Source organism: Saccharomonospora cyanea NA-134 (genome assembly GCF_000244975.1).
Classification (GTDB): domain Bacteria; phylum Actinomycetota; class Actinomycetes; order Mycobacteriales; family Pseudonocardiaceae; genus Saccharomonospora; species Saccharomonospora cyanea.
This window is the reverse complement of the sequence record NZ_CM001440.1, coordinates 2,799,687-2,818,594: the sequence shown is the minus strand read 5'-3', so window position 1 is coordinate 2,818,594 and position 18,908 is coordinate 2,799,687. Positions and strand designations below refer to the sequence as shown.

The following is an 18,908-nucleotide window of genomic DNA, read 5'->3' as shown; positions in this document are numbered from 1 at the left end:
CCGACATCACCACTGCGAAGGACGTCCATGGACCCCTCCCGAAGTACCGGCAGCGCCCTCACCGGGCGCTGTTCCTGTCCGCCGTTCGCCTGGGACCTGACTCCCGGCGTGCGGACCGACCGCCGCCGCGAGGCGGTGGCCGACTCGTGACTGTGGTGAACATCCTGCTCGGACTCCTCGTGGTACTTCTGCTGACCGCGGCGACGGGCTACTTCGTGGCTCAGGAGTTCGGCTACATGGCCGTCGACCGCTCACGGCTCAAGGCGAGCGCGGCGGCCGGGGACGGCGGCGCGCGGCGGGCGCTGGACATCACCCGCCGCACCTCGTTCATGCTCTCGGGTGCGCAGCTCGGCATCACAGTGACGGGGCTGCTCGTCGGCTACGTCGCCGAGCCGATGATCGGCGCCGGAATCGGTGAACTGCTCGGTGGCGTCGGCGTTCCCACGGCGGTCGGCGTGGGGGTGGGAACCGTGCTGGCGCTGTCGCTGTCCACGGTGGTGCAGATGGTCTTCGGTGAACTGTTCCCGAAGAACCTCGCCATCGCCCGGCCGGAGCCCGTGGCTCGCAGGCTGGCCTGGTCCACCCGGCTCTATCTCGCCGTGTTCGGCTGGCTGATCCGGTTGTTCGACCATGCGTCGAACTTCCTGTTGAGGGCGTTGCGCATCGAGCCGGTGCACGACGTGGAACATGCCGCCACGCCGCGGGATCTGGAGTACATCGTCGCCGAGTCCCGGGAGACGGGGGACCTGCCCGAGGAGCTTTCCACGCTGCTGGACCGGGTGCTCGACCTGCACGAGCGGACCGCCGAACACGCCATGATTCCGCGAACCCGGGTGACCACCGTCCCGGCGGGTGCTCCGGTGGACGAGGTGGTGGCTCTCATGGCGTCCGGGCACTCGCGTTACCCCGTGGTGCGCGACGGGGTCGACGATGTCGTCGGCGTGGTGTGCCTGCGGGACGTGCTGGAATTGGATCCTGGGGATCGGCGTACCACGGAGGTGGCGGACATCGCTCGGGAGCCCGTGCTGGTGCCGTCGTCTCTGCCGCTGACCCAGGTCGTCGCCCGGCTCAGGGCAGCGGGTGAGCAGCTCGCCTGCGTGGTGGACGAGTACGGCGGCCTGGGCGGGGTGATCACGCTGGAGGACATCGGCGAGGAGCTGGTCGGCGAGATCGCCGACGAACACGACCCGGCCGGGCACGAGCAGCCCCGGATCGATGAGGACGGGTCGTGGGTGTTGCCGGGCACCACGCACATCGACGAGGTCGAACGCCTGCTCGGTCTGGACCTGCCGACTGGGGACTACGAGACGATCGCGGGTCTTCTGATCACCGAGCTGGGCACGCTTCCGGAGCCGGGGGACACCGTCACCGTGACGCTGCCGGGAGAACCCGGTGCGGAGGACGAGCCTCGGGCGCGGTTGACCGCCGTGGTCGAGGACGTCGACCGCCGGGTTCCGAGGACGGTGCGGTTGCGGCGGCACGACGCCACGACGGCCCGGGAGGTGAACCGGTGAGCGAGCTGAGCCCGTGGGCCGCGCTGGGTGTTTCCGCGGCCGTCGTCGCGCTGAGCGCCTTCTTCGTCGCGGTCGAGTTCGCGTTGATCGCGGCCCGCCGCTACCGGTTGGAGGAAGCCGCCCACACCAGCCCTTCCGCGCGGGCGGCGTTGCGGAGCGCCCAGGAGCTCTCCCTGCTGCTGGCAGGGTCGCAGCTGGGAATCACGTTGTGCACGCTCGCCCTGGGGGCGGTCGCCAAACCCGCCGTGCACCACATGCTCACTCCCGTGATGGAGGGCTGGGGGCTCCCGGCGACGAGCGCCGACGTGCTCGCGTTCGTGGTGTCGCTCGTGGTGGTCACGTTCGTGCACCTCGTGGTCGGTGAGATGGCCCCGAAGTCCTGGGCCATCGCCCATCCGGAGAAGTCGGCGACGCTGCTGGCGATTCCGATGCGGTTGTTCATGTGGGTCTTCCGGCCGGTGCTGGTGGTCCTCAACGGAACGGCGAACTGGTGTCTGCAGCGGGTCGGCGTGCGGGCGGTCGACGAGGTCGGTGCCGGGCACACGCCCGAGGCGTTGCGGCAGCTGGTGGAGCATTCGGCTCGGACGGGCACGCTCGATCCACATCGGCGTGACCAGCTCGCCGCCGCCCTGGAACTGCACTCCCGGCCGTTGCGAGAGCACGCGCGGCCGAGCGAGGACGTCGTCGCGGTGACCCCGGCGGCCGACGTCGCGCGGATTCAGGCGACCGCGCGGGCGAGTGGGCACCTCCGGCTCGTCGTGAGAGCAGGGGACCGGGCCCGGCCGCTGGGTGTGGTCCACGTACGGGACACGCTCACAGCGCCGACCGGGACGACGGCTCGCGACCTGATGCGCCCGGTGCTCGCTCTGCAGGCCACGACACCGGTCCACAGTGCGGTGAGCGTCATGCGGGAACGCCGAAGTCACCTGGCCGTGGTTCTCGACGGTGACGACGTCACAGGGATCGTGACTCTGGACGACCTGCTGGAACCGTTGCTCACAGTCGGTGAGGACCGCCCGGCCGCGTCAGGTTCGTAACTCTCCTCAGCGAGGGGTCTCACCGGGCTCCCGGGAGGGCCCGGTGAGACCGTCCACCACGAGACCGTGGCGTGAGAGGACGTGGCCGGTAACGAAACGGGAACCACCCGACCTCCAAAATGTATAACGCTCTATACGGCAGGGAGTTGTGCGGCCGTCCCGGAGCGACTGCGGGAATTCCTGCGGCACGTTCGCCCGCGTACGTTCCTCAGCTCCCGTCGAAACGCGCTGTCCAATCCGGTGCCGCACCACGGGCGGTGACGTCGATTCACCCAAAGGTCTGGACGAATTCAACGTGAGGGCCGTCTAACCTGCGAGGTAACCCGGTGGCTGGTCCGTGGACGCTCGATGTTCTGCCTCCGGGACGCCTGCTGTTCAGTTCGGTCCGGAATCGTCTTGTGGGCCGGTCACAGCGGCCGGTACCTCCCCGACGACTCACCGGAGGTCAGTGAAAGTGAGGCCCTCAGTGCGAGAACCGAGGAAGGTCCGCGCTGGAGTCACCGCGCTCGCCGCTCTCGCGGTGGTCGGCTCCGGCACCGTGATCGCCACCGCGCCGGACGCGGTGGCCGACCCCGTATCGACATGGAACGACTCCGCCTACCGCGGTCAGGTCGAGGTGGTCCGCGCGCAGGACGGAACCGAGCGTTCCGTCCTGCGCGGCAAGGTGTTCGTGGACCGTGACCGCGACAGTGTCAGCGACGCCAACGAGCGGGGGTTGCGTGGTGTCCTGGTGTCCAACGGCCGGGATGTGGTGACCACCGACTCGCGAGGGCGCTACGAGCTGCCCGTGTACGACAACATGACGGTGTTCATCACCCAGCCGTCCGGGTATCAGGTTCCGGTCGACGAGCACAACGTCGCACAGTTCCACTACAACCACCTGCCGGAAGGATCCCCTGACCTGCGTTACGGTGGTATCGCGCCGACCGGGCCGGTGCCCGCCGCCGTGAACTTCCCGGTCGTGCGCAGCCGCGTCACGCAGGACCGGAAGCAGCACTGTGTCATCGGCGGTGACCTGCAGACGTACGACAAGACCGAGGTCTCCTACGCCCGCAAGGGCGCCATCAACGATCTGGCGCAGCGCAGCGACTACCAGGGCTGCGGCACCCTGTTCATCGGTGACGTCGTGGGTGACGACCTGTCGCTCTACCCGGACGTGAAGAACCTGACCAGCGTTCTGAACGGGCCCGCCCGCTTCCTGCCCGGCAATCACGACCTCGACTTCGACGCCGAGACCGCCGAGCATTCGTTCGACACCTTCCGGGCCCAGCTCGCGCCGGCCTACTACTCCTACGACGTCGGCGACGTTCACGTCGTGGCGTTGAACACGGTGCGCTACCCGTGCACGCCGGACGTCGACAACGCCGACGGGTTGCGTCCGAACTGCGACGACCCGGAGAACAAGCCCGCGTACAACGGACGGCTCGACGAGCGGCAGCTCGCGTGGTTGGAGCAGGACCTGGCGAGAGTCCCGAAGAACAAGCTCGTCGTGATCGCGAGCCACATCGGACTGCTCAACTACGCTGACGAGGGCAGTCCCGTGCACCAGGTCGACCAGGTCCGCGAGGTGTACAGGTTGTTGGAGGGCCGCAAGGCCGTCGCCGTCAGCGGGCACAGTCACTCCATCGAGAACATGAGGACCGGGGATCTCGCCAAGGGCTGGCGGGACCTCTTCGGTCTTGAAGGGCTGCCGTTCCCGCACATCACCGCGGGCGCGATCTCCGGGGACTGGTACTCCGGTCAGCTCACCGAGGACGGTTATCCCGTCGCGGTCGGCCGGGACGGTGGTCGACCGGGTGTGCTCACGCTGGACATCAAGGGGAACTCCTTCACCGAGCGGTACACGGTGACAGGGCAGAGCGACCAGGTGCAGACGCAGTTGGGATTGAACACGCCCACCTACCGCGACTGGTACGTCGCCCGGCAGGAGTGGAACCGCACGCGTGACGGCGCGGCGCCGGAGTTGGTCGAGCCGACCGTGGTGAGCCGGGCCGACCTGAAGGGAACCACGTGGCTGACCACGAACTTCTGGATGGGGTCCACCGGTTCCACGGTGGAGGTGAGCCTCGACGGTGGACCGGCCCGTAAGGCGGTGCGCACACAGCGGATGCGGGGTGAGGACCAGTTCGTCGGTCCCGAGTGGTCGGACCCGCATGCCGTCGCTCAACAGCTGGTCCACGGCGGCAGCCTCGCCGACCGGTCGATGCATCTGTGGCGGTTCGAGCTGCCTGCCGATCTCGCGGTGGGTGCGCACGAGGCGAAGGTCACCGCGACCGACGTCCACGGTCGCACGTTCACCGATGTTCTGGCCTTCGAGGTCGTGGAGCAGCGGTAGTCGGACAACGTCGGAAGTACCGGCGCAGGGGGCCGTCACCAGGAGTGGCGGCCCCCTGCCGTGCGTTCACCGCAGTCGACTCCGGGGGTCGCTGACACGCGACGGCGGCCGTGTTCTCGACGGATCTCGGGACCGCTTCCCGCGCTGGCGAACCGGCGGATTTCCGGAATGCGGAGGTGTTCTGACGTGATCATCGGTACCTCGTGGACTCGCCGCAGCCGGTGGGGCAGGGGAGGGGACTGACCTGCCTGTTGCTGGCCGTGGGAGCGACCACTGGCGGTTCGTAACGCGGGAGAAGGTCGCCGGGCGGATCTGCCGCGACGTCAGGTCCGCCCGGCGATGTCGCGTGGCTGCGAGAGTTCGCTGACACTCGAGTGGTGTATAACAACCTATACGGCCGGGCTTTAAAGGACAGTTTCCCCATACAAAGCACCGCCCAACCGCCCAATCGCTACTGAAGCAAGGAAAAGAGGAGCCGAACGAGGCCGGCGGCGACTTCCTGTCGAACCGGCCAGGTGACGCCGATTTCGGCGAGGGCGGCCGGCGCGAGAAACAGGACCGAGCGGAGAACGAGCCATGGCACTTCGCGGTGTGGAGGTCGGTCGGCTGCCGCTTCACCGCTGGTAGGGGCGGTGTGTCATCGGCGAGTGGTCTGGACATCTGATCGATAAAGGGCTGGACCAATTGGGCGGTCTTGCTTGATCGTGGTGCGGCTTGCCCGCACGATTCGGTGGACGTGCCCGGCACACGTGTGACCAGATCCCGGCTTTCCGGAGGGACTGCCATGCCTGTCGAAAGACCGCGTGACCCGCATGCACGCACTCGAACATCCCGCCACCGACGCTGGACCACGGCCACGCTGGCCGCCGCGCTCGTGACAGCCGCGTTTCCCTCAGCGTCCTGGGCCGCGCCCGAGCCTGCCGAGGGCCCGGTTTCGGTGTGGCCCGCGCCGCGCGAGCTGACACACCGTGACGACGGTTTCCCGCTCACTCCGGTGGTGGGGCTGGTGACGTCCGGGGACGCCGACGCGGCCACGGAGAAGGAGGTGCGGCGGGTTCTGCGTGAGGTCGGGGTACGGCGGATCGTCCCGGCACACGACGGCTCGCGCGCTCCCGTGACCGTGTGGCTGGGTGACGGCGATCGGGTGTTGTCCGAGCTGGGTGTGGCCGGTGCCGACGCGTTGGCGGCCGAGGGATTCGTCGTCGCCGCGGGACATGACGACGACGGGCGTGGGCAGGTGGTGCTCGACGGTGTCGACGCTGATGGCACGCACTACGCCACGCAGGTGTTCGAACAGGTCGTGCGGCCGCGCCGGGGTGCCGACTGGGTGCCGGGTGTGGAGGTCAGGGACTGGCCCGCGATGGCGTACCGGGGGGTGATCGAGGGGTTCTACGGCACACCGTGGTCGCACGAGGACCGGCTCGCGCTCATGGACTACCTCGGTGACCATCGCATGAACACCTTCGAGTACGCGCCCAAGGACGACCCGTATCACCGGGAGCGGTGGCGGGAACCGTATCCGGAACAGGAGTTGGCGAGGCTGGGCGAGTTGGTGGACCGCGCCGCGGCGAACCGGGTGGACTTCACGTTCGCGCTGTCGCCCGGGCTTTCCGTCTGTTACTCCTCGCAGGACGACTTCGAGGCGGTGGTCGCGAAGTTCGAGGCGTTGTACGGGTTGGGGGCGCGGTCGTTCAACATCCCGCTCGACGACATCGACTACAACGCCTGGCACTGTGACGCCGATGTGGAGCGGTTCGGTACCGGGCCCGGTGCGGCGGGGCGTGCGCAGGCGCATCTGTTGAACCGGGTGCAGCGGGAGTGGGTCGAGGCGAAGGGTGACGTGGCGCCGTTGCAGATGGTGCCGACCGAGTACTACAACGTCGCCGAGTCTCCCTACAAGCGTGAGTTGCGGGAACGGATGGACAGCGACGTCGTGGTGATGTGGACGGGCACCGCTGTGGTCCCGGAACGCATCACGGTGGCCCAGGCGGAGCGGGCGCGGCAGGTGTTCGGGCACGAGATCCTGATCTGGGACAACTATCCGGTCAACGACTATGCGGCGGGGCGGTTGTTGCTGGCGCCGTTCTCGGGTCGGGAGAACGGGTTGTCGGAGCAGGTGGCGGGGATCGTGTCGAACCCGATGAACCAGGCGGCGTTGAGTGAGCTCGCGTTGTTCTCGTTCGCCGAGTTCGGGTGGAACGACGTCGACTACGACGCGACGGAGTCGTGGGCGGCCGCGACGGTGGAGTTCGCGGGTGGTGATGCGGAGCTTGCGGCCGCTGTGCGGGTTTTCGCCGACCTGTCGTGGTATGACGGGACGCTGCACCGGGTGCGGTCGCCGCGGCTGGCGGGGGAGATCGACGAGTTCTGGCGGGTGTGGCGTTCGGGGCAGCGCGCCGAGGCGCGTGCTCGGCTGGTGGAGGTGTTCGACTCCTACGTCGCGGCGACGGTGGAGCTGCGGGGCTTGCCCGATCCGCGTGCTCGGGTGGAGATCGATGCGTGGTTGAGGGCGGCGGATCACTGGCTTGCCGCTGGTCGGGCGGCTTTGGACATGCTCGCCGCCTATGAGGCCGATGACCGTGGTGTCGCGTGGGAGCACCGTGGTCGGGTCGCGTCGCTGGTGGAGCAGGCGCAGGCGGTCCGTGACGACAAGGCGCCGCATTCGTCGACGTGGCCGAAGATCGCCGATGGTGTGTTGGACTCGTTCCTCGCGGAGGCGAACGGTCTCGTGGACGAGTGGTTCGGTGTGGGTGTGGGGCGTCCGGTCGCCGAGGTGAGTCTTCCGACGTATCAGCAGCATGTGCCGGCGAACATGGTGGACGGGGATCCGGGCACGTACTTCTGGAGTTCGCGTGCGTCACGGGTCGGTGACCATGTGGGTGTCGATCTGGGTGTGGTGACGGAGATCGGGCGCATCGATGTGCTGATGGGGAAGTCGGGTAGTCCGGACGACTACTTCCGTGAGGGAGTGTTGGAGTACTCGGTGGATGGTGAGGTTTGGACGGCGTTGACCACGGCGTCGGCGTCGGAGGTCGGTGTGGCCGCTCCGGAGGGCACGCGGGCGCGTTACGTGCGGTACCGGGCGACGGCGGACGGTGCCGGGTTCTGGCTTGTGGTGCGGGAGTTCGCGGTGGAGACGCCGGAGCTGGTGTCGTACACGGTGGAGGCCGTGCCGCCGGGTCGTGAGGGTAGTGGTGCGGGCAGGGTTGTCGACGGTGATCCTGCGACGGCTTATGTGGCGGCTCGGCCTGCGGAGTCGGGCGAGGCGCTGGTCGTGAGGTTGTCGCGGGTGCGGCCGGTGGAGCGGGTGGTGGTTCTGCAGGATCCGGGGGCGCCTGTTTCGGCGGTGGTGCAGGTGCGTGAGGGGCCGGGTGAGTGGGTGACGGTGGGCGAGTTGTCCGGTGGGTACACGTCGGTGGACGTGGGTGGTGTGCCGGTGGGTGAGTTGCGGTTGGTGTGGGCCGGTGGTGCGCAGCCGAGGGTGCACGAGATCGTGCCGGTGTTCGGCGGCTGACGGGTTGGGTGGTCGTGCTGCTGTCGTGGTGGTGCGACCACCTGGCGGCCTGTGGGTTTTCGGGTGCGGTGGGTTGTCAGGGGGCGAAGACCGTGCTGGCCAGGGTGACGTGGACGGCTGTGCCGCCGAGGATGCTGAGTAGGGCGTTGCGGCGCCACAGGTGCAGTCCGGCGGTGACGGCCAGGGCCGTGAGTGGGGCCAGAGCGCGGAGTTGGGGTAGCGGTAGGTCGCGCAGGCAGTAGACGACCAGGATCATCATGACGCCGGCGGGCATGCGGGTGCTGAGGAATCGGATGGTCGCGCTGGCGCGGAGGGGGGCGAGGGCGGTGAAAGGCAGGGCTCGCAGGGCCCAGGTGACGGCGGCGGCGACGAGGACGGCGGCGACGGCGTGGAGGGGGTCAGGCACGGTTCCGTCTCCTGGCGGTCGTGAGGTGTCGGATCAGCAGTCCGGCGGTGAACAGGGTGAAGGCGGCCAGGAGCAGTTGGTTCGGGAAGAGAATGCGGGCGGCGACGGCGCTGAGTAGGGCGAGTGCGGGGGTGGGCAGGTCGCCGTGTAGGTCTTTCAGGGCGTCGAGGGTGAGGACGGTGAACAGGGCGGTCAGGGCGAAGTCCAGGCCGGTGATGCCGTCGGGGATGAGGGTGCCGAGTAGGGCTCCGGCGGTCGCGCTTGCGGCCCAGTACAGGTGCATGAAGAACTGCAGGCACAGGATGCGTCGGCTGGGCCAGGAGTGGGCTTCGTTTCCGGCGGTCAGGGCGTATGCCTCGTCGCTGAGGGCGAAGGTGCCGTAGGCCTTGCCGAGGCGGCCGGTCAGGCGGTGCAGGGGGTAGGACAAGGCGTAGAAGACGTGCCGGACGTTGACCATGAAGGCGGTTCCGGCGATCGTGGCCAGTGGGGCGGTGGTGGTGACCATGCCGATGAGCAGGAACTCGAACGAGCCGCCGTAGATGAGCGTGGCGGAGAGTCCTGCCCACCACCAGTCGAGGCCGGACTGGGTGGTGAGTGCTCCGAAGGCGAGGCCGAGCGGGACGAAGGCCAGGCCCACGGAAGTGGAGTCACGGAGGGCGGCTCGTACCGGGGACGGGGTTGGTGGTGGCGGGGTGGCCGCCGACCGGGATTGGCCTCTGGCATCGGCGGGACGTATGGGCATGGGGACATTCTAGGAATGTTTGTGTCTCATATGGTTTCCTGTTGTGGCTCTATCATGGCGGTATGGGCAATGAAGTGAGCATTGACGCGGTGGATTGGGAAATTTTGTTTCAACTGCGTCAGGACGGGCGGTTGACGAACGTCGAGCTGGCCAAGCGGGTCGGCCTGACCCCGCCTCCTTGTCTTCGCCGGGTCAAGCGTCTGGAAGAGGCCGGTGTCATCGCCGGCTACCGGGCTGTCATCGATCCCGAGGCGCTGGGTCGTGGGCTGGAAGTCCTCGTCGACGTCGAGGTCGGTGCCGGTGATCTCAAGACCTTCGAGGAGTTCGAAGCCACGGTGGCCTCCTTCGAGGAGGTCGTCGAGTTCCGCCGCATGTACGGCCGCCCCGACTACTTCCTGCGTGTCGCGGTCGCCAACCACGCTGCCTATGAAGCTTTCCTCACCAGCAAGCTCAGTGGTCTGCCCGCTGTGCTGCGCATCGAGTCCCACCTCACCATGAAGAAGATCAAGGCCTGCGACTGAGTCCGGGGGAGGAAGCAGGTGGTCCTGCCGTCTTCTCGGTCGCGAGGTGGGGCGTTTCGTGTCGGCGGGGCCCCGGCGAGGTCACTGGTGTGTGGGGCAGGGTGGTGCGACGGTGTCGAGGTCCACGGTCGTGACCGTGCCGCCGAAGCCTTCCTCGCGGTAGCGGCGGCACGCCTCGGCGACGTTGTCGGGGTCGACCGCGTAGTCGACCGCCAGTACCGTCTTGCCCGCGTCGCGCAACGCGCGGACGTGGTCGAGGTTCTCGGTGCAGTAGTCCTGCACGCACGGCCGGTCGGTGTCGAGGAAGAACAGGTCTTCCATGCCGATGCCGTCGATCGCGTCGACGTAGCCGTCGACCTCTCGTAGCTCGGGCGCGTTCTGCGGGAAGACGAGGAACTCCGGGTTCTGGGTGTGGGCGTGTTCGGCGATTCTCATCACGAGGTCCGCCATCGCTTGGCGCAGGCTCTGCCTGCTGTGGTGTGGCAGTCCGGAGAGGTCGATCTGCTCGTAGGCGATGAGTGTGTCCAGGTACACGCCGTCGAATCCGGTTTCCATCGCGCGGTCCAGGCGGGGGCGCACGGTGTCCTGCCACCATCGTTGGTCCCAGTACCGGACGAAGTGCTCGCCGGGCCAGGACGGCACGTCGCTGAGCAGCAGGTCGGTTTGCCGGGTTCGGATGTGGTCGAACTCCGGCCGGAAGTCCTCGATGGACCCGATCTCGAAGTAGGCCAGCACCGTCTTGTCCGAGTCCCGTAGCCGCGTGATCTCGTCGGTGGTGAAGTAGCCCTGCCGGCCGTCGCGTGCGAGGTCGATGACGGCGACGTCGTGTGGCGCTTCGGTGAGTGCGTCGAGTTCGCCGTCGGGGTAGCCCTGGAGTTGGTAGGCCATTCGGGGCGTGGGTGGTGGGTCGGTGGGCTCGCCGGGGCTCGGCTGGCAGGCGGCCAGCGCCACCGTGAGGGCGGCGAGCAGCGACGATAGGTGGTGTGTGGTGGCGGTGGCGCCACGGCGCATCGGGACCCCCGGTTTCGATCCGCCGCATTGTAGCGAGCGCAGGCTGCGCACGCGTGTCCGTACTTCCTGTACGCGCTGTTGGGGTCAGGCGTCGGGTGGCTGCTCGGTGCCGGTCCTGTGGTGATCGCTGTCGCGGTCGCCGGGCCGGGGTGGGCGGTCGTGTTGGTCGGTGAGGATGCGATCGAGGCGGGCGTGGGCCTGCCGTAGCTGGTCGGTGAGCTCGGCGATACGCGCGTCCTTGTCGGTGGCCGCGGCCTGTGCGGCTGTGGCCTTGGCTTCGGCCACGGAGCGTGCGGTGCGTTCGGCCGCGAGCTGTTCACGGATGGCGTCGAGGTCGGCGCGCAGTGTCGTCGCGTCCTCGCGGGCCGAGATGAGGTCGGCGCGGGTCTGGTCCAGTGCGGCGCGGAGCGTGTCGTTCCGGGTGGTGGCGGCGGAGAGGCGTTCCGTGGCCGTCGAGTGCGCCGTCGTGAGCTCGTGCAGCTCGCGGTTGGTTGCCTCCAGTTGTCGGGCCAGGTCGTCGCGTTGGGATCGTGTGGCGTCCAGGTCCTGTCGTGTCCTGTCGAGTTCGGCGGCCAGGGTGTCGCGAGTCCGTAGTGCCGCCTCCGCGGTGGACTCCGCTGCTCCGCGGGCGCGTTCGTGGTCGGCGATCGCCGACCACGCCTGGTTCTTCACCGTCTCGGCCTCGGCTCGCGCGTGCTGGGCGGCGAGTTCGGCCTGTTCCCGCGCGGCGCGGTCGTCCCGGGCCTGTGTGAGTGCCTGGTCTCGGGCGCGTTCGGCCTGCTCGGCGCGCTGTTGGGCTTCTTCGGCGTCGGAGCGGGCTGCCAGTGCCTGCTCTTCGGCGTGTTTCACCTGTGCGAGTGCGTGTTCCTCGGCTGTGGTGAGCCGCTGTCCCATGTCGGTGAGCGCTGCCAGCAGGGGAGCGGACGCGGTCTCGAAGGCCTCGGCCGCTCGGCGCAGCTCCACGAGTGGTTCCACCACGGCTGCTGTGCGCGCGGCCCGGCGTTGTCTCGAGGCGGCGTCGGCGTGGGACTTGCAGCAGTAGGACGACGGTCTGCCGCCTTTGCGTCGCCCGTTGGTGTCCACCGCGGGTGGCGGTAACGGGTTGTCGCAGCCGTCCAGCGCGCACACGCCCTGTGGGTTGTTCTCCCGCGCCGGTTCGGCGCTCACCAGCTCCTCGACCACCCGTCCAGTTTCGCCCACGCCGTCGCGCGGTCAGGCTCCGGGCGGTGCCGCCGTGCCTCCGGCGCTGTCGTGTGAGGCGGTTTCGGAGGTGGGGATGATGCTGATGCCGCCCGAGCTTTCCAGGATGGCGTACTCGATCTGGTCGAGTCGCAGCAGTCCTTGCTGGTTGCGGGCCACGGCGAGTATGTCGTCGACGCTGATGTGTTCCTTGCGCAGGTGGTGTTGCACCGGCCTGCCGTGTTCGACCAGCACCACCGGCGCTCCCTCGATCAGCCTGTTGACCTTTCTGGACTTGAACTTCAGCAGGTCGGCGACGCGGTCGAGGAACACGAGCGTGATGATCGCCAGTGCGGCCGTGGTGATGGAGAAGTCGTCGCCGAGCAACGCCTGCTGAGTGGCTTCACTGATGACCAGCAACAGCACCAGGTCGACGGTCGTCACCTGCGCCATGGTGCGTTTGCCCGTGACCCGGAACAGCACCACGATGACCAGGTAGATCGCCAGTGCCCGTACCACGATGTCCACGACGCACCCCTCCCGGTCACGGGTAGACGAGCTGCCGGAAGTGCGCGGGAGCCGCGGACGAGCCGCCCACCGTCGCGTCCAGCATGCCCATCCCCGAGGTGGGGCGCAGGTCGAACGTCACCGTCAGCGGGCCGTTGCCCCGTACGGGGAACTCGTAGACGAGGCGGTCACCCTCGGCGGTGACCGTGTCGGGTTCCGGGGTGGTGGCCATGATCTCGTTCTCGGACAGGTACTCCTGGGAGATGGACAGCCGGATCGAGCCTTCCCGCGCGCTTCCCGGGGGGAACCGCACCTGCAGCGTGGTCTCCCCGAGGTTGCGTACGAATCGTTCGTAGTCGACCTGCAGCCGTCCATCGGCGCCGGTGGTCTGCGCCTGGCTGCTCACGCCGCCGCCCCACACGCCGGCGAGGCCGGCCGCCACGATCAGCGCCATCCCCGCCCAGGCGATCCGGTTCACGACCCACTCGCGGCGCTGGGACGACGGGTCCTCGTCGATGAGGTCGGCGATGTCGGAGTCGTCGCCGGAGTCGCTCACCCTGCCTCCTCCCACACGGAACGGGCAGGTTCTTCCCAGCGGCGCCGGTTCCGAAACCACGGTGCCGGCGAGCGGGTTCGGCCTGGCCGGATTGTCGTACCGGTGCGCTAGCCTGCCGGGCCGTGACCGACCGACCTTGCGAGGGTTCCGCGCTGCACGTGATGCGAGTCCACTACACCGGCACGGAGGCCGACGCCGCGCCGTTCGTGGCGGCACACGTCGAGTACCTGCGACGGCACCACGCGACGGCACCTTTCTGGTGTCCGGCCAGACCGTGCCGTCATCGGAGGGCGGGGTGATCGTGGCCCACGGTGTCGACCGCGACACGATCGAGGCCATCGCCGCGCGGGACCCGTTCGTGGTCGCCGGGGTGGCGCAGTACTCGATCACCACCGTGATCGCGGGTCGTGTCCATCCCGGCTTCGTGGACTTGTTCACCTCAAGGTTGTGAGGCCGGTGACTGCCCACGCCGTCGAGAACCCGGGGGAGTGAAGGGTCGGTGCGTGGACCGCATTGACGAGGAGATTGACGAGGAGTTCGAGCAGCTCCGCCGGTTGGCCCGCCTCAGGTCCGACAACCCGGTACGAGCCGACGAACTAGCCGCTGGTGGATCACGCGGTCTCGGCATGCGCTTCGCCACGGCCGCACTGGCTTGATGGGCCGTGGATGCCTGTCGTGTCCGATTTCGGTCACCCGGGTGGATGTCTTCGGTGTGGCACGATCCATAATCGATTCAGAACCGGTGCCCGTTCTGGTTACCGTGGACACCGTCTGTGAAGCGCCAGCGTCGGCCGCTTTCCTGCTGAACCGCTGCCCGTCGACGTTCCCCGCGCACTGACGCGCTCCGTCGGCGCAGCGTGAACGACACGTCCGCACGTTCGCTTCCGGAGACAGCCATGTCCTTCGCCCTGCTGGCCCTGGCCATCGCCGCGTTCGGGATCGGTACCACCGAGTTCGTCATGATGGGGCTGTTGCCCGACGTCGCCGCCGATCTCGCGGTGTCCATCCCCGATGCGGGCGGCTACGTCTCGCTGTACGCGCTCGGGGTGGTGATCGGCGCGCCGCTGCTGACCATCCTCGGGATGCGGACCCGGCGCAAGTCCCTGCTGCTGAGCATGCTCCTGCTGTTCACGGCCGGGAACCTCTTCTCGGCCTTCGCGTCGACGCACGGGCTGCTGCTCGCGGCGCGGTTCGTGTCCGGCCTGCCGCACGGCACGTTCTTCGGCATCGGGGCGGTGGTGGCCGCCGACCTGGCGGCCCCGGGCAGGCGGGCGCAGGCGATCTCCACGATGTTCCTCGGCCTGACCGTGGCCAACATCGTCGGTGTCCCGCTCGGCACCCTGCTGGGACAGACGTTCGGCTGGCGTTGGACCTTCGGGCTGGTCGCGCTGATCGGTGTGGCCGCGCTCGCCGCCGTCGCGGTCCTGGTGCCCGCGCAGCCACGGCCCGCCGACGTCAGCCTGCGCGGCGAGCTGCGGGCCTTCCGCAGCCCCCAGGTCTGGCTGGCCTTCGCCGTCGTGGTGTTCGGCTTCGCCGCCACGTTCTCGTTCTACAGCTACATCAAACCGGTGCTCACCGACGTCACCGGCTACTCGCCGACCGCGGTGACGGTGCTGCTGGCGTTGTTCGGCGTCGGGATGACCGTCGGCACCGCCGTCGGCGGTCGTCTGGCCGACCGGGCGCCGCTGCGGACGCTGTACGTGTTCCTCACCGCCCTGGCCGCGAGCCTCGCCCTGTTCGTGGTCACCGCGCACCACGCGGTGCTCGCGCCGATCACGGTGCTGCTGATCGGCGCGACCGGATTCGCCGCGATCCCCAGCATCCAGACACGCATCCTGGACCACGCCCGGGAGTCACCCGCACTGGGCTCGGCCAGCGTCCAGTCGACGTTCAACATCGCCAACGCCCTGGGCGCCTACCTGGGGGGCTTGGTCATCGCCGCAGGGTTCGGGCTGACGTCGCCGAGCTGGGTGGGGGCGTTGCTGGCGGTCGTCGGCCTCGGCTTCGCGCTGCTGTCCGGGTGGCTGGAACGACGGTCGCAGCCCGCGGGCCCTGTTCGGGCACAGCACGCCGGTGGGCCCACCGACTACGCCACGGTGGGCCCACCGTCTCCCGAGTGATCGATCCGGTGACCGGCCGGGGAGGGAGAACGGAGTTCGGATCCGGGTCCATCGCCCCGTCGCGATCCGGGCCGAGTGGGGCGCCCGCGGCGCCACGCCTGTTCAGGGCCACCGCGTTCACGACAGGTGGTGCACCTCCGCCAACCCGTACACCGGGGTGGGAACGCCCTCGTAACGAGCCTTCAGCTGCAACGCCAGGTACAGCGAGTAGTGGCGTGACTGGTGCAGGTTCCCGCCGTGGAACCACAGTCCCGGTTGCCGGGTGGGCTTCCACATGTTCCGCTGCTCGCCCTCCCACGGCCCCGGGTCCTTGGTCGTGTCCGAACCGAGGCCCCAGCACTTGCCGACCCGGTCGGCCATCTCCTGGCCCGCGAGGTCGGCCACCCATCCGTTCATCGACCCGTAGCCGGTGGCGTAGACCACGAGGTCGGCCTCCAGTTCCGTGCCGTCGGCGAGGACGACGCCCGTGTGCGTCAGGTGGTCCACCTCGCCGTGCGCCAATTTGATCTTTCCCTCGGCCACGAGCTCCGACGCGCCGACGTCGATGTAGTAGCCCGAGCCGCGCCGCAGGTACTTCATGAACAGCCCGGAGCCGTCGTCACCCCAGTCGTGCCAGAATCCGGCCTTCTCCAACCGCTCGTAGAAGTCCGCGTCCCGCTGCCGGATCCGCTCGTAGATCGGGATCTGGAACCGGTGCATGATGCGGTAGGGCTGTGACGCGAACGTCAGATCGGCCTTCTCGGTGGTCATGCCCGTGGCCAGCGCGCGTTCGGAGTACAGGTCGCCGAGGCCGAACTCCATCAGCGAGTCCGACTTCACCACGTGTGTCGGGGAGCGCTGCACCATGGTGACGTCCGCGCCGTGCTCCCACAGCGCGGCGCAGATGTCGTGTGCGGAGTTGTTCGACCCGATCACGACGGCTTTCCTGCCCGCGTAGGCGTCGGGGCCCGGATGCTGTGACGAGTGGTGCTGGTCGCCCTCGAAGACGTCCATGCCGGGGAACGACGGGATGTTCGGCTTGCCCGACATGCCCGTGGCGAACACCAGGTGGCGGGGCGTGAGCACGACCGTTTCGCCGTCACGCTCGACGGTGACACTCCACTGCTCCGTGCGCTCGTCCCACGACGCCGCCGTGGCCTCGGAACGCGTCCAGTAGGGCACGTCCATCACCCGCACGTACATCTCGAGCCAGTCGGCGATCTTGTCCTTCGGCGCGAAGACCGGCCAGTTCTCGGGAAACGGAAGGTAGGGCAGGTGGTCGTACCAGACGGGGTCGTGCAGGCACAGGCTCTTGTAGCGTTTGCGCCACGAGTCGCCGGGGCGGTCGTGGCGTTCCACCACCAGCGCGGGCACGCCGAGTTGGCGCAGCCGTGCGCCCAGGGCGATGCCGCCCTGCCCGCCCCCGATGACGACGACGTAGGGCTGGCGTTCGTAGCCGAGTTCCCGCGCCTCCCGCTCGCGTTCCTCCGCCCACGACCGGCGACCCCGCACGACACCGTGCTCGACGCCCTTGGGGCGGCGTTCCCGTCGGGGTTCCTCGAACCCCTTGAGTTCCTGGAGTGTGGTGAGCAGCGTCCACGCACCGTCGTCGGTCAGCCGGAGATGCCCTTTGCCCCGGCCGGTGGCGGTCTCGAACTCCAGCCACGCCTCCGTGACACCGTCGGCCTCGGTCGGGGTCTCGGTGGTGTGGAAGCCCGACGGACAGGTGTGGTCCAGGCACGCGCCGAGCATGTCCGCGACTCCGTCGCGGCCCTCCACCGTGGTGATGTTCCAGGTGAACGACACCAGGTCGCGCCAGTAGCTGTCCACCGCGAACATTCCGGCCGCCGCCTCGACGTCACGGGCCGTCAGCGCGGCCTCGAACCGCTCCAGCCAGGCGTCGACGCGGGCCTGCGGGGAACTCGCCTGCGCCGGCCGGTCGGTGATCTGTGTCATTGCCGCTCCTGTCCTCGCCGCCTGCGATGTAGGCGTCGATCACACGGCAGGGGCGCATCGGGCGGCAACGGTTGCAGCGGATTGCACACCTTGGCCGGGTCGCGGAGGGCACTTATCCTCGGATCTCTCGACGCAATGGTGCGGGAGGTGGACCGTGGCCGTGCCCAGCGCTGTCCCTCCGGGGCGGAGCCTGCCAGCCCACGCGCGTGATCTCGTCCGCATGCACGACGCCGTCATCGCAGGCGGCCGCCCCCCGCTAAGTCCTCGCGCGGTGGTGTCCCGGTCGTGGTCCCGCGTGCTGCGCCTCGGGCTGAGAGCCGACGGGCTCAACACCCGCGGCTGGCGCAGCGACGCGGAGCTGGCCCGCAGGCGGGAGACCTCGCCGCTGCGCGACGTCGTGGCCGACCTCCGGCAGGCGGTCGCCGCGATGGCCGACGCCTCCCAGGTGCTGCTGGTCGTCACCGACCGGGACGGCGTCATCCTCTGGCGGGAGGGCGCCTCCGCCGTCCGTCGCCGCGCCGACCGCCTCGGGTTCGCGGAGGGAGCCGAGTGGAGCGAGCGGTGGGTGGGCACGAACGCGATCGGTACCGCGCTCGTCGAGGCCGCGCCCGTGGAACTCCTCGCCGGGGAACATTTCGAGCGGGGGCAGCACTCGTGGTACTGCACCGCGTCCCCGGTGCACGATCCGCGGACGGGCGAGCTGCTGGGCGTGATCGACCTCAGCGGTCCCGCGTTGACCCTCCATCCGGCGATCGGTGCGCTGGTCGACATGGGACGCCGGCTCGCCGAGTCGCAGGTCCGGCACCGGCACCGGCAGCGTCTGGACCGGTTACGCCGGGCCGGTGAGCCGCTGCTGGCCTCTGGGCCCGGCCTGGTGGTCGACGGCGACGGGTGGGTGGCGGCGAGTGCGGGCGTGTGGGTGGGGGAGCGGATCGCCGCTCCGAGCGGCCGCGAGCCGATCGCGGTGCCCGGCCTGGGAGCGTGTGCGCCCGAGCGTCTGGGGGAGGGCTGGCTCGTTCGTCCGTCGGGACAGGACCGGACGGTGTGGCTCGACCTGGACCTGACCGCCGCACCGGCGCTGACGTTGCGTGGCGGCGACATCGGCTGGACGCGTCCGCTGACGCGGCGGCACGCCGAGATCCTGACGCTGCTGCACCGGGCGGGCCCAGCCGGGTTGTCGGCGGAGGGGTTGAGCCGGGCGCTGTACGGGGACGCCGAGCACGTGGTGACGGTGCGGGCCGAGGTGTCCCGGCTCCGGCGGTTGCTGGGGGCACTGGTCACCACCCGGCCGTACCGCCTGGCCGACGGCGTGCGGATGACCGTCCGGCCGGGCGATCCGGGCAGCGGTAGCGTGCTCACCCGCGGGCCGGGTCGGGCTCCTTCCTCCTGCGGTGGTGCCGTTCCCTCCGCAGCATCACGGCGTCACGCAGGTTGACAGGCGACGCATGGCAGGAGCTTCTGCGAGGGTCGACGCCGCGGGGCACCTCGACGGACTCGCCCCCGAGCCCCGGCACCTGCCGTGGTCGGGACC

At 69.2% G+C, this 18,908-nt stretch carries 17 protein-coding genes; 10 read left to right on the top strand and 7 right to left on the bottom strand.

Annotated elements, in window-relative coordinates; all coding sequences use genetic code 11:
- Window positions 1–146: 146 nt before the first annotated feature.
- From SACCYDRAFT_RS13290 to SACCYDRAFT_RS13275, 4 genes are all read left to right on the top strand, one after another.
- Window positions 147–1,514: a hemolysin family protein gene (locus tag SACCYDRAFT_RS13290; protein WP_005456836.1), complete on the top strand. Its 1,368-nt coding sequence runs from the start codon at window positions 147–149 to the stop codon at window positions 1,512–1,514.
- Entirely contained in the window at window positions 1,511–2,551 is a 1,041-nt protein-coding gene (locus tag SACCYDRAFT_RS13285) for a hemolysin family protein (RefSeq protein ID WP_005456834.1), read from the top strand. Before SACCYDRAFT_RS13290 ends, SACCYDRAFT_RS13285 begins: the two co-directional genes overlap by 4 nt.
- A 466-nt stretch (window positions 2,552–3,017) precedes the next feature.
- Window positions 3,018–4,886 (top strand): calcineurin-like phosphoesterase C-terminal domain-containing protein, encoded by a 1,869-nt coding sequence (locus SACCYDRAFT_RS13280; protein WP_232283668.1) that lies wholly within the window; start codon window positions 3,018–3,020, stop codon window positions 4,884–4,886.
- A gap of 784 nt (window positions 4,887–5,670) precedes the next feature.
- Window positions 5,671–8,400: a beta-N-acetylglucosaminidase domain-containing protein gene (locus tag SACCYDRAFT_RS13275; protein ID WP_005456830.1), complete on the top strand. Its 2,730-nt coding sequence runs from the start codon at window positions 5,671–5,673 to the stop codon at window positions 8,398–8,400.
- A gap of 76 nt (window positions 8,401–8,476) precedes the next feature.
- Here the strand turns inward: SACCYDRAFT_RS13275 and SACCYDRAFT_RS13270 are convergent, their stop codons facing one another.
- Window positions 8,477–8,806: a branched-chain amino acid transporter permease gene (locus SACCYDRAFT_RS13270; protein ID WP_005456828.1), complete on the bottom strand. Its 330-nt coding sequence runs from the start codon at window positions 8,804–8,806 to the stop codon at window positions 8,477–8,479.
- Window positions 8,799–9,548, bottom strand: coding sequence for an AzlC family ABC transporter permease (locus SACCYDRAFT_RS13265; protein ID WP_005456827.1), 750 nt, complete (start codon window positions 9,546–9,548; stop codon window positions 8,799–8,801). The genes SACCYDRAFT_RS13270 and SACCYDRAFT_RS13265 overlap by 8 nt, the downstream gene beginning before the upstream one ends.
- A 62-nt stretch (window positions 9,549–9,610) precedes the next feature.
- On the opposite strand from SACCYDRAFT_RS13265, the gene SACCYDRAFT_RS13260 reads away from it, so the two are divergent.
- Window positions 9,611–10,069, top strand: a complete 459-nt coding sequence (locus SACCYDRAFT_RS13260) for an Lrp/AsnC family transcriptional regulator (RefSeq protein ID WP_005456826.1) — start codon at window positions 9,611–9,613, stop codon at window positions 10,067–10,069.
- 81 nt (window positions 10,070–10,150) lie between these two features.
- On the opposite strand, the gene SACCYDRAFT_RS13255 is transcribed toward SACCYDRAFT_RS13260, so the two are convergent.
- From SACCYDRAFT_RS13255 to SACCYDRAFT_RS13240, 4 genes are all read right to left on the bottom strand, one after another.
- Window positions 10,151–11,080, bottom strand: a complete 930-nt coding sequence (locus SACCYDRAFT_RS13255; protein ID WP_005456825.1) for an endo alpha-1,4 polygalactosaminidase — start codon at window positions 11,078–11,080, stop codon at window positions 10,151–10,153.
- A gap of 84 nt (window positions 11,081–11,164) precedes the next feature.
- A complete protein-coding gene (locus tag SACCYDRAFT_RS13250) occupies window positions 11,165–12,247 on the bottom strand; it encodes a coiled-coil domain-containing protein (RefSeq protein ID WP_005456824.1) in 1,083 nt (360 codons plus the stop codon).
- Window positions 12,248–12,292: 45 nt separating this feature from the next.
- Entirely contained in the window at window positions 12,293–12,787 is a 495-nt protein-coding gene (locus SACCYDRAFT_RS13245) for a DUF421 domain-containing protein (protein ID WP_005456823.1), read from the bottom strand.
- 16 nt (window positions 12,788–12,803) lie between these two features.
- Complete coding sequence (locus SACCYDRAFT_RS13240) at window positions 12,804–13,322, bottom strand: hypothetical protein (RefSeq protein WP_005456821.1); 519 nt, start codon at window positions 13,320–13,322, stop codon at window positions 12,804–12,806.
- A 122-nt stretch (window positions 13,323–13,444) separates the two neighbouring features.
- On the opposite strand from SACCYDRAFT_RS13240, the gene SACCYDRAFT_RS26935 reads away from it, so the two are divergent.
- The 4 genes from SACCYDRAFT_RS26935 to SACCYDRAFT_RS13230 all read left to right on the top strand — a co-directional run bounded on the left by SACCYDRAFT_RS26935 (window position 13,445) and on the right by SACCYDRAFT_RS13230 (window position 15,442).
- Complete coding sequence (locus SACCYDRAFT_RS26935; protein ID WP_232283667.1) at window positions 13,445–13,621, top strand: hypothetical protein; 177 nt, start codon at window positions 13,445–13,447, stop codon at window positions 13,619–13,621.
- A complete protein-coding gene (locus SACCYDRAFT_RS26930) occupies window positions 13,618–13,773 on the top strand; it encodes a YciI family protein (protein ID WP_232283666.1) in 156 nt (51 codons plus the stop codon). The genes SACCYDRAFT_RS26935 and SACCYDRAFT_RS26930 overlap by 4 nt, the downstream gene beginning before the upstream one ends.
- A gap of 52 nt (window positions 13,774–13,825) precedes the next feature.
- On the top strand, window positions 13,826–13,978 hold the full coding sequence (locus SACCYDRAFT_RS26385) for a hypothetical protein (RefSeq protein ID WP_005456819.1): 153 nt from the start codon (window positions 13,826–13,828) through the stop codon (window positions 13,976–13,978).
- 240 nt (window positions 13,979–14,218) lie between these two features.
- Complete coding sequence (locus SACCYDRAFT_RS13230) at window positions 14,219–15,442, top strand: MFS transporter (protein WP_005456817.1); 1,224 nt, start codon at window positions 14,219–14,221, stop codon at window positions 15,440–15,442.
- 117 nt (window positions 15,443–15,559) lie between these two features.
- On the opposite strand, the gene SACCYDRAFT_RS13225 is transcribed toward SACCYDRAFT_RS13230, so the two are convergent.
- Window positions 15,560–17,377, bottom strand: a complete 1,818-nt coding sequence (locus SACCYDRAFT_RS13225; protein WP_005456814.1) for a flavin-containing monooxygenase — start codon at window positions 17,375–17,377, stop codon at window positions 15,560–15,562.
- Between the two features lie 154 nt (window positions 17,378–17,531).
- Here SACCYDRAFT_RS13225 and SACCYDRAFT_RS13220 point away from each other — a divergent pair, with 154 nt between their 5' ends.
- Window positions 17,532–18,812 (top strand): helix-turn-helix domain-containing protein, encoded by a 1,281-nt coding sequence (locus SACCYDRAFT_RS13220; protein ID WP_005456812.1) that lies wholly within the window; start codon window positions 17,532–17,534, stop codon window positions 18,810–18,812.
- The last annotated feature ends 96 nt before the right edge of the window (window positions 18,813–18,908 follow it).

Excerpts from the sequence above, each read along its gene's own strand:
- SACCYDRAFT_RS13260 (WP_005456826.1), top strand. The coding sequence starts at position 9,611 with ATGGGCAATGAAGTGAGCATTGACGCGGTGGATTGGGAAATTTTGTTT.
- SACCYDRAFT_RS13225 (WP_005456814.1), bottom strand. The coding sequence starts at position 17,377 with ATGACACAGATCACCGACCGGCCGGCGCAGGCGAGTTCCCCGCAGGCC.
- SACCYDRAFT_RS13255 (WP_005456825.1), bottom strand. The coding sequence starts at position 11,080 with ATGCGCCGTGGCGCCACCGCCACCACACACCACCTATCGTCGCTGCTC.
- SACCYDRAFT_RS13275 (WP_005456830.1), top strand. The coding sequence starts at position 5,671 with ATGCCTGTCGAAAGACCGCGTGACCCGCATGCACGCACTCGAACATCC.
- SACCYDRAFT_RS13265 (WP_005456827.1), bottom strand. The coding sequence starts at position 9,548 with ATGCCCATACGTCCCGCCGATGCCAGAGGCCAATCCCGGTCGGCGGCC.
- SACCYDRAFT_RS13230 (WP_005456817.1), top strand. The coding sequence starts at position 14,219 with ATGTCCTTCGCCCTGCTGGCCCTGGCCATCGCCGCGTTCGGGATCGGT.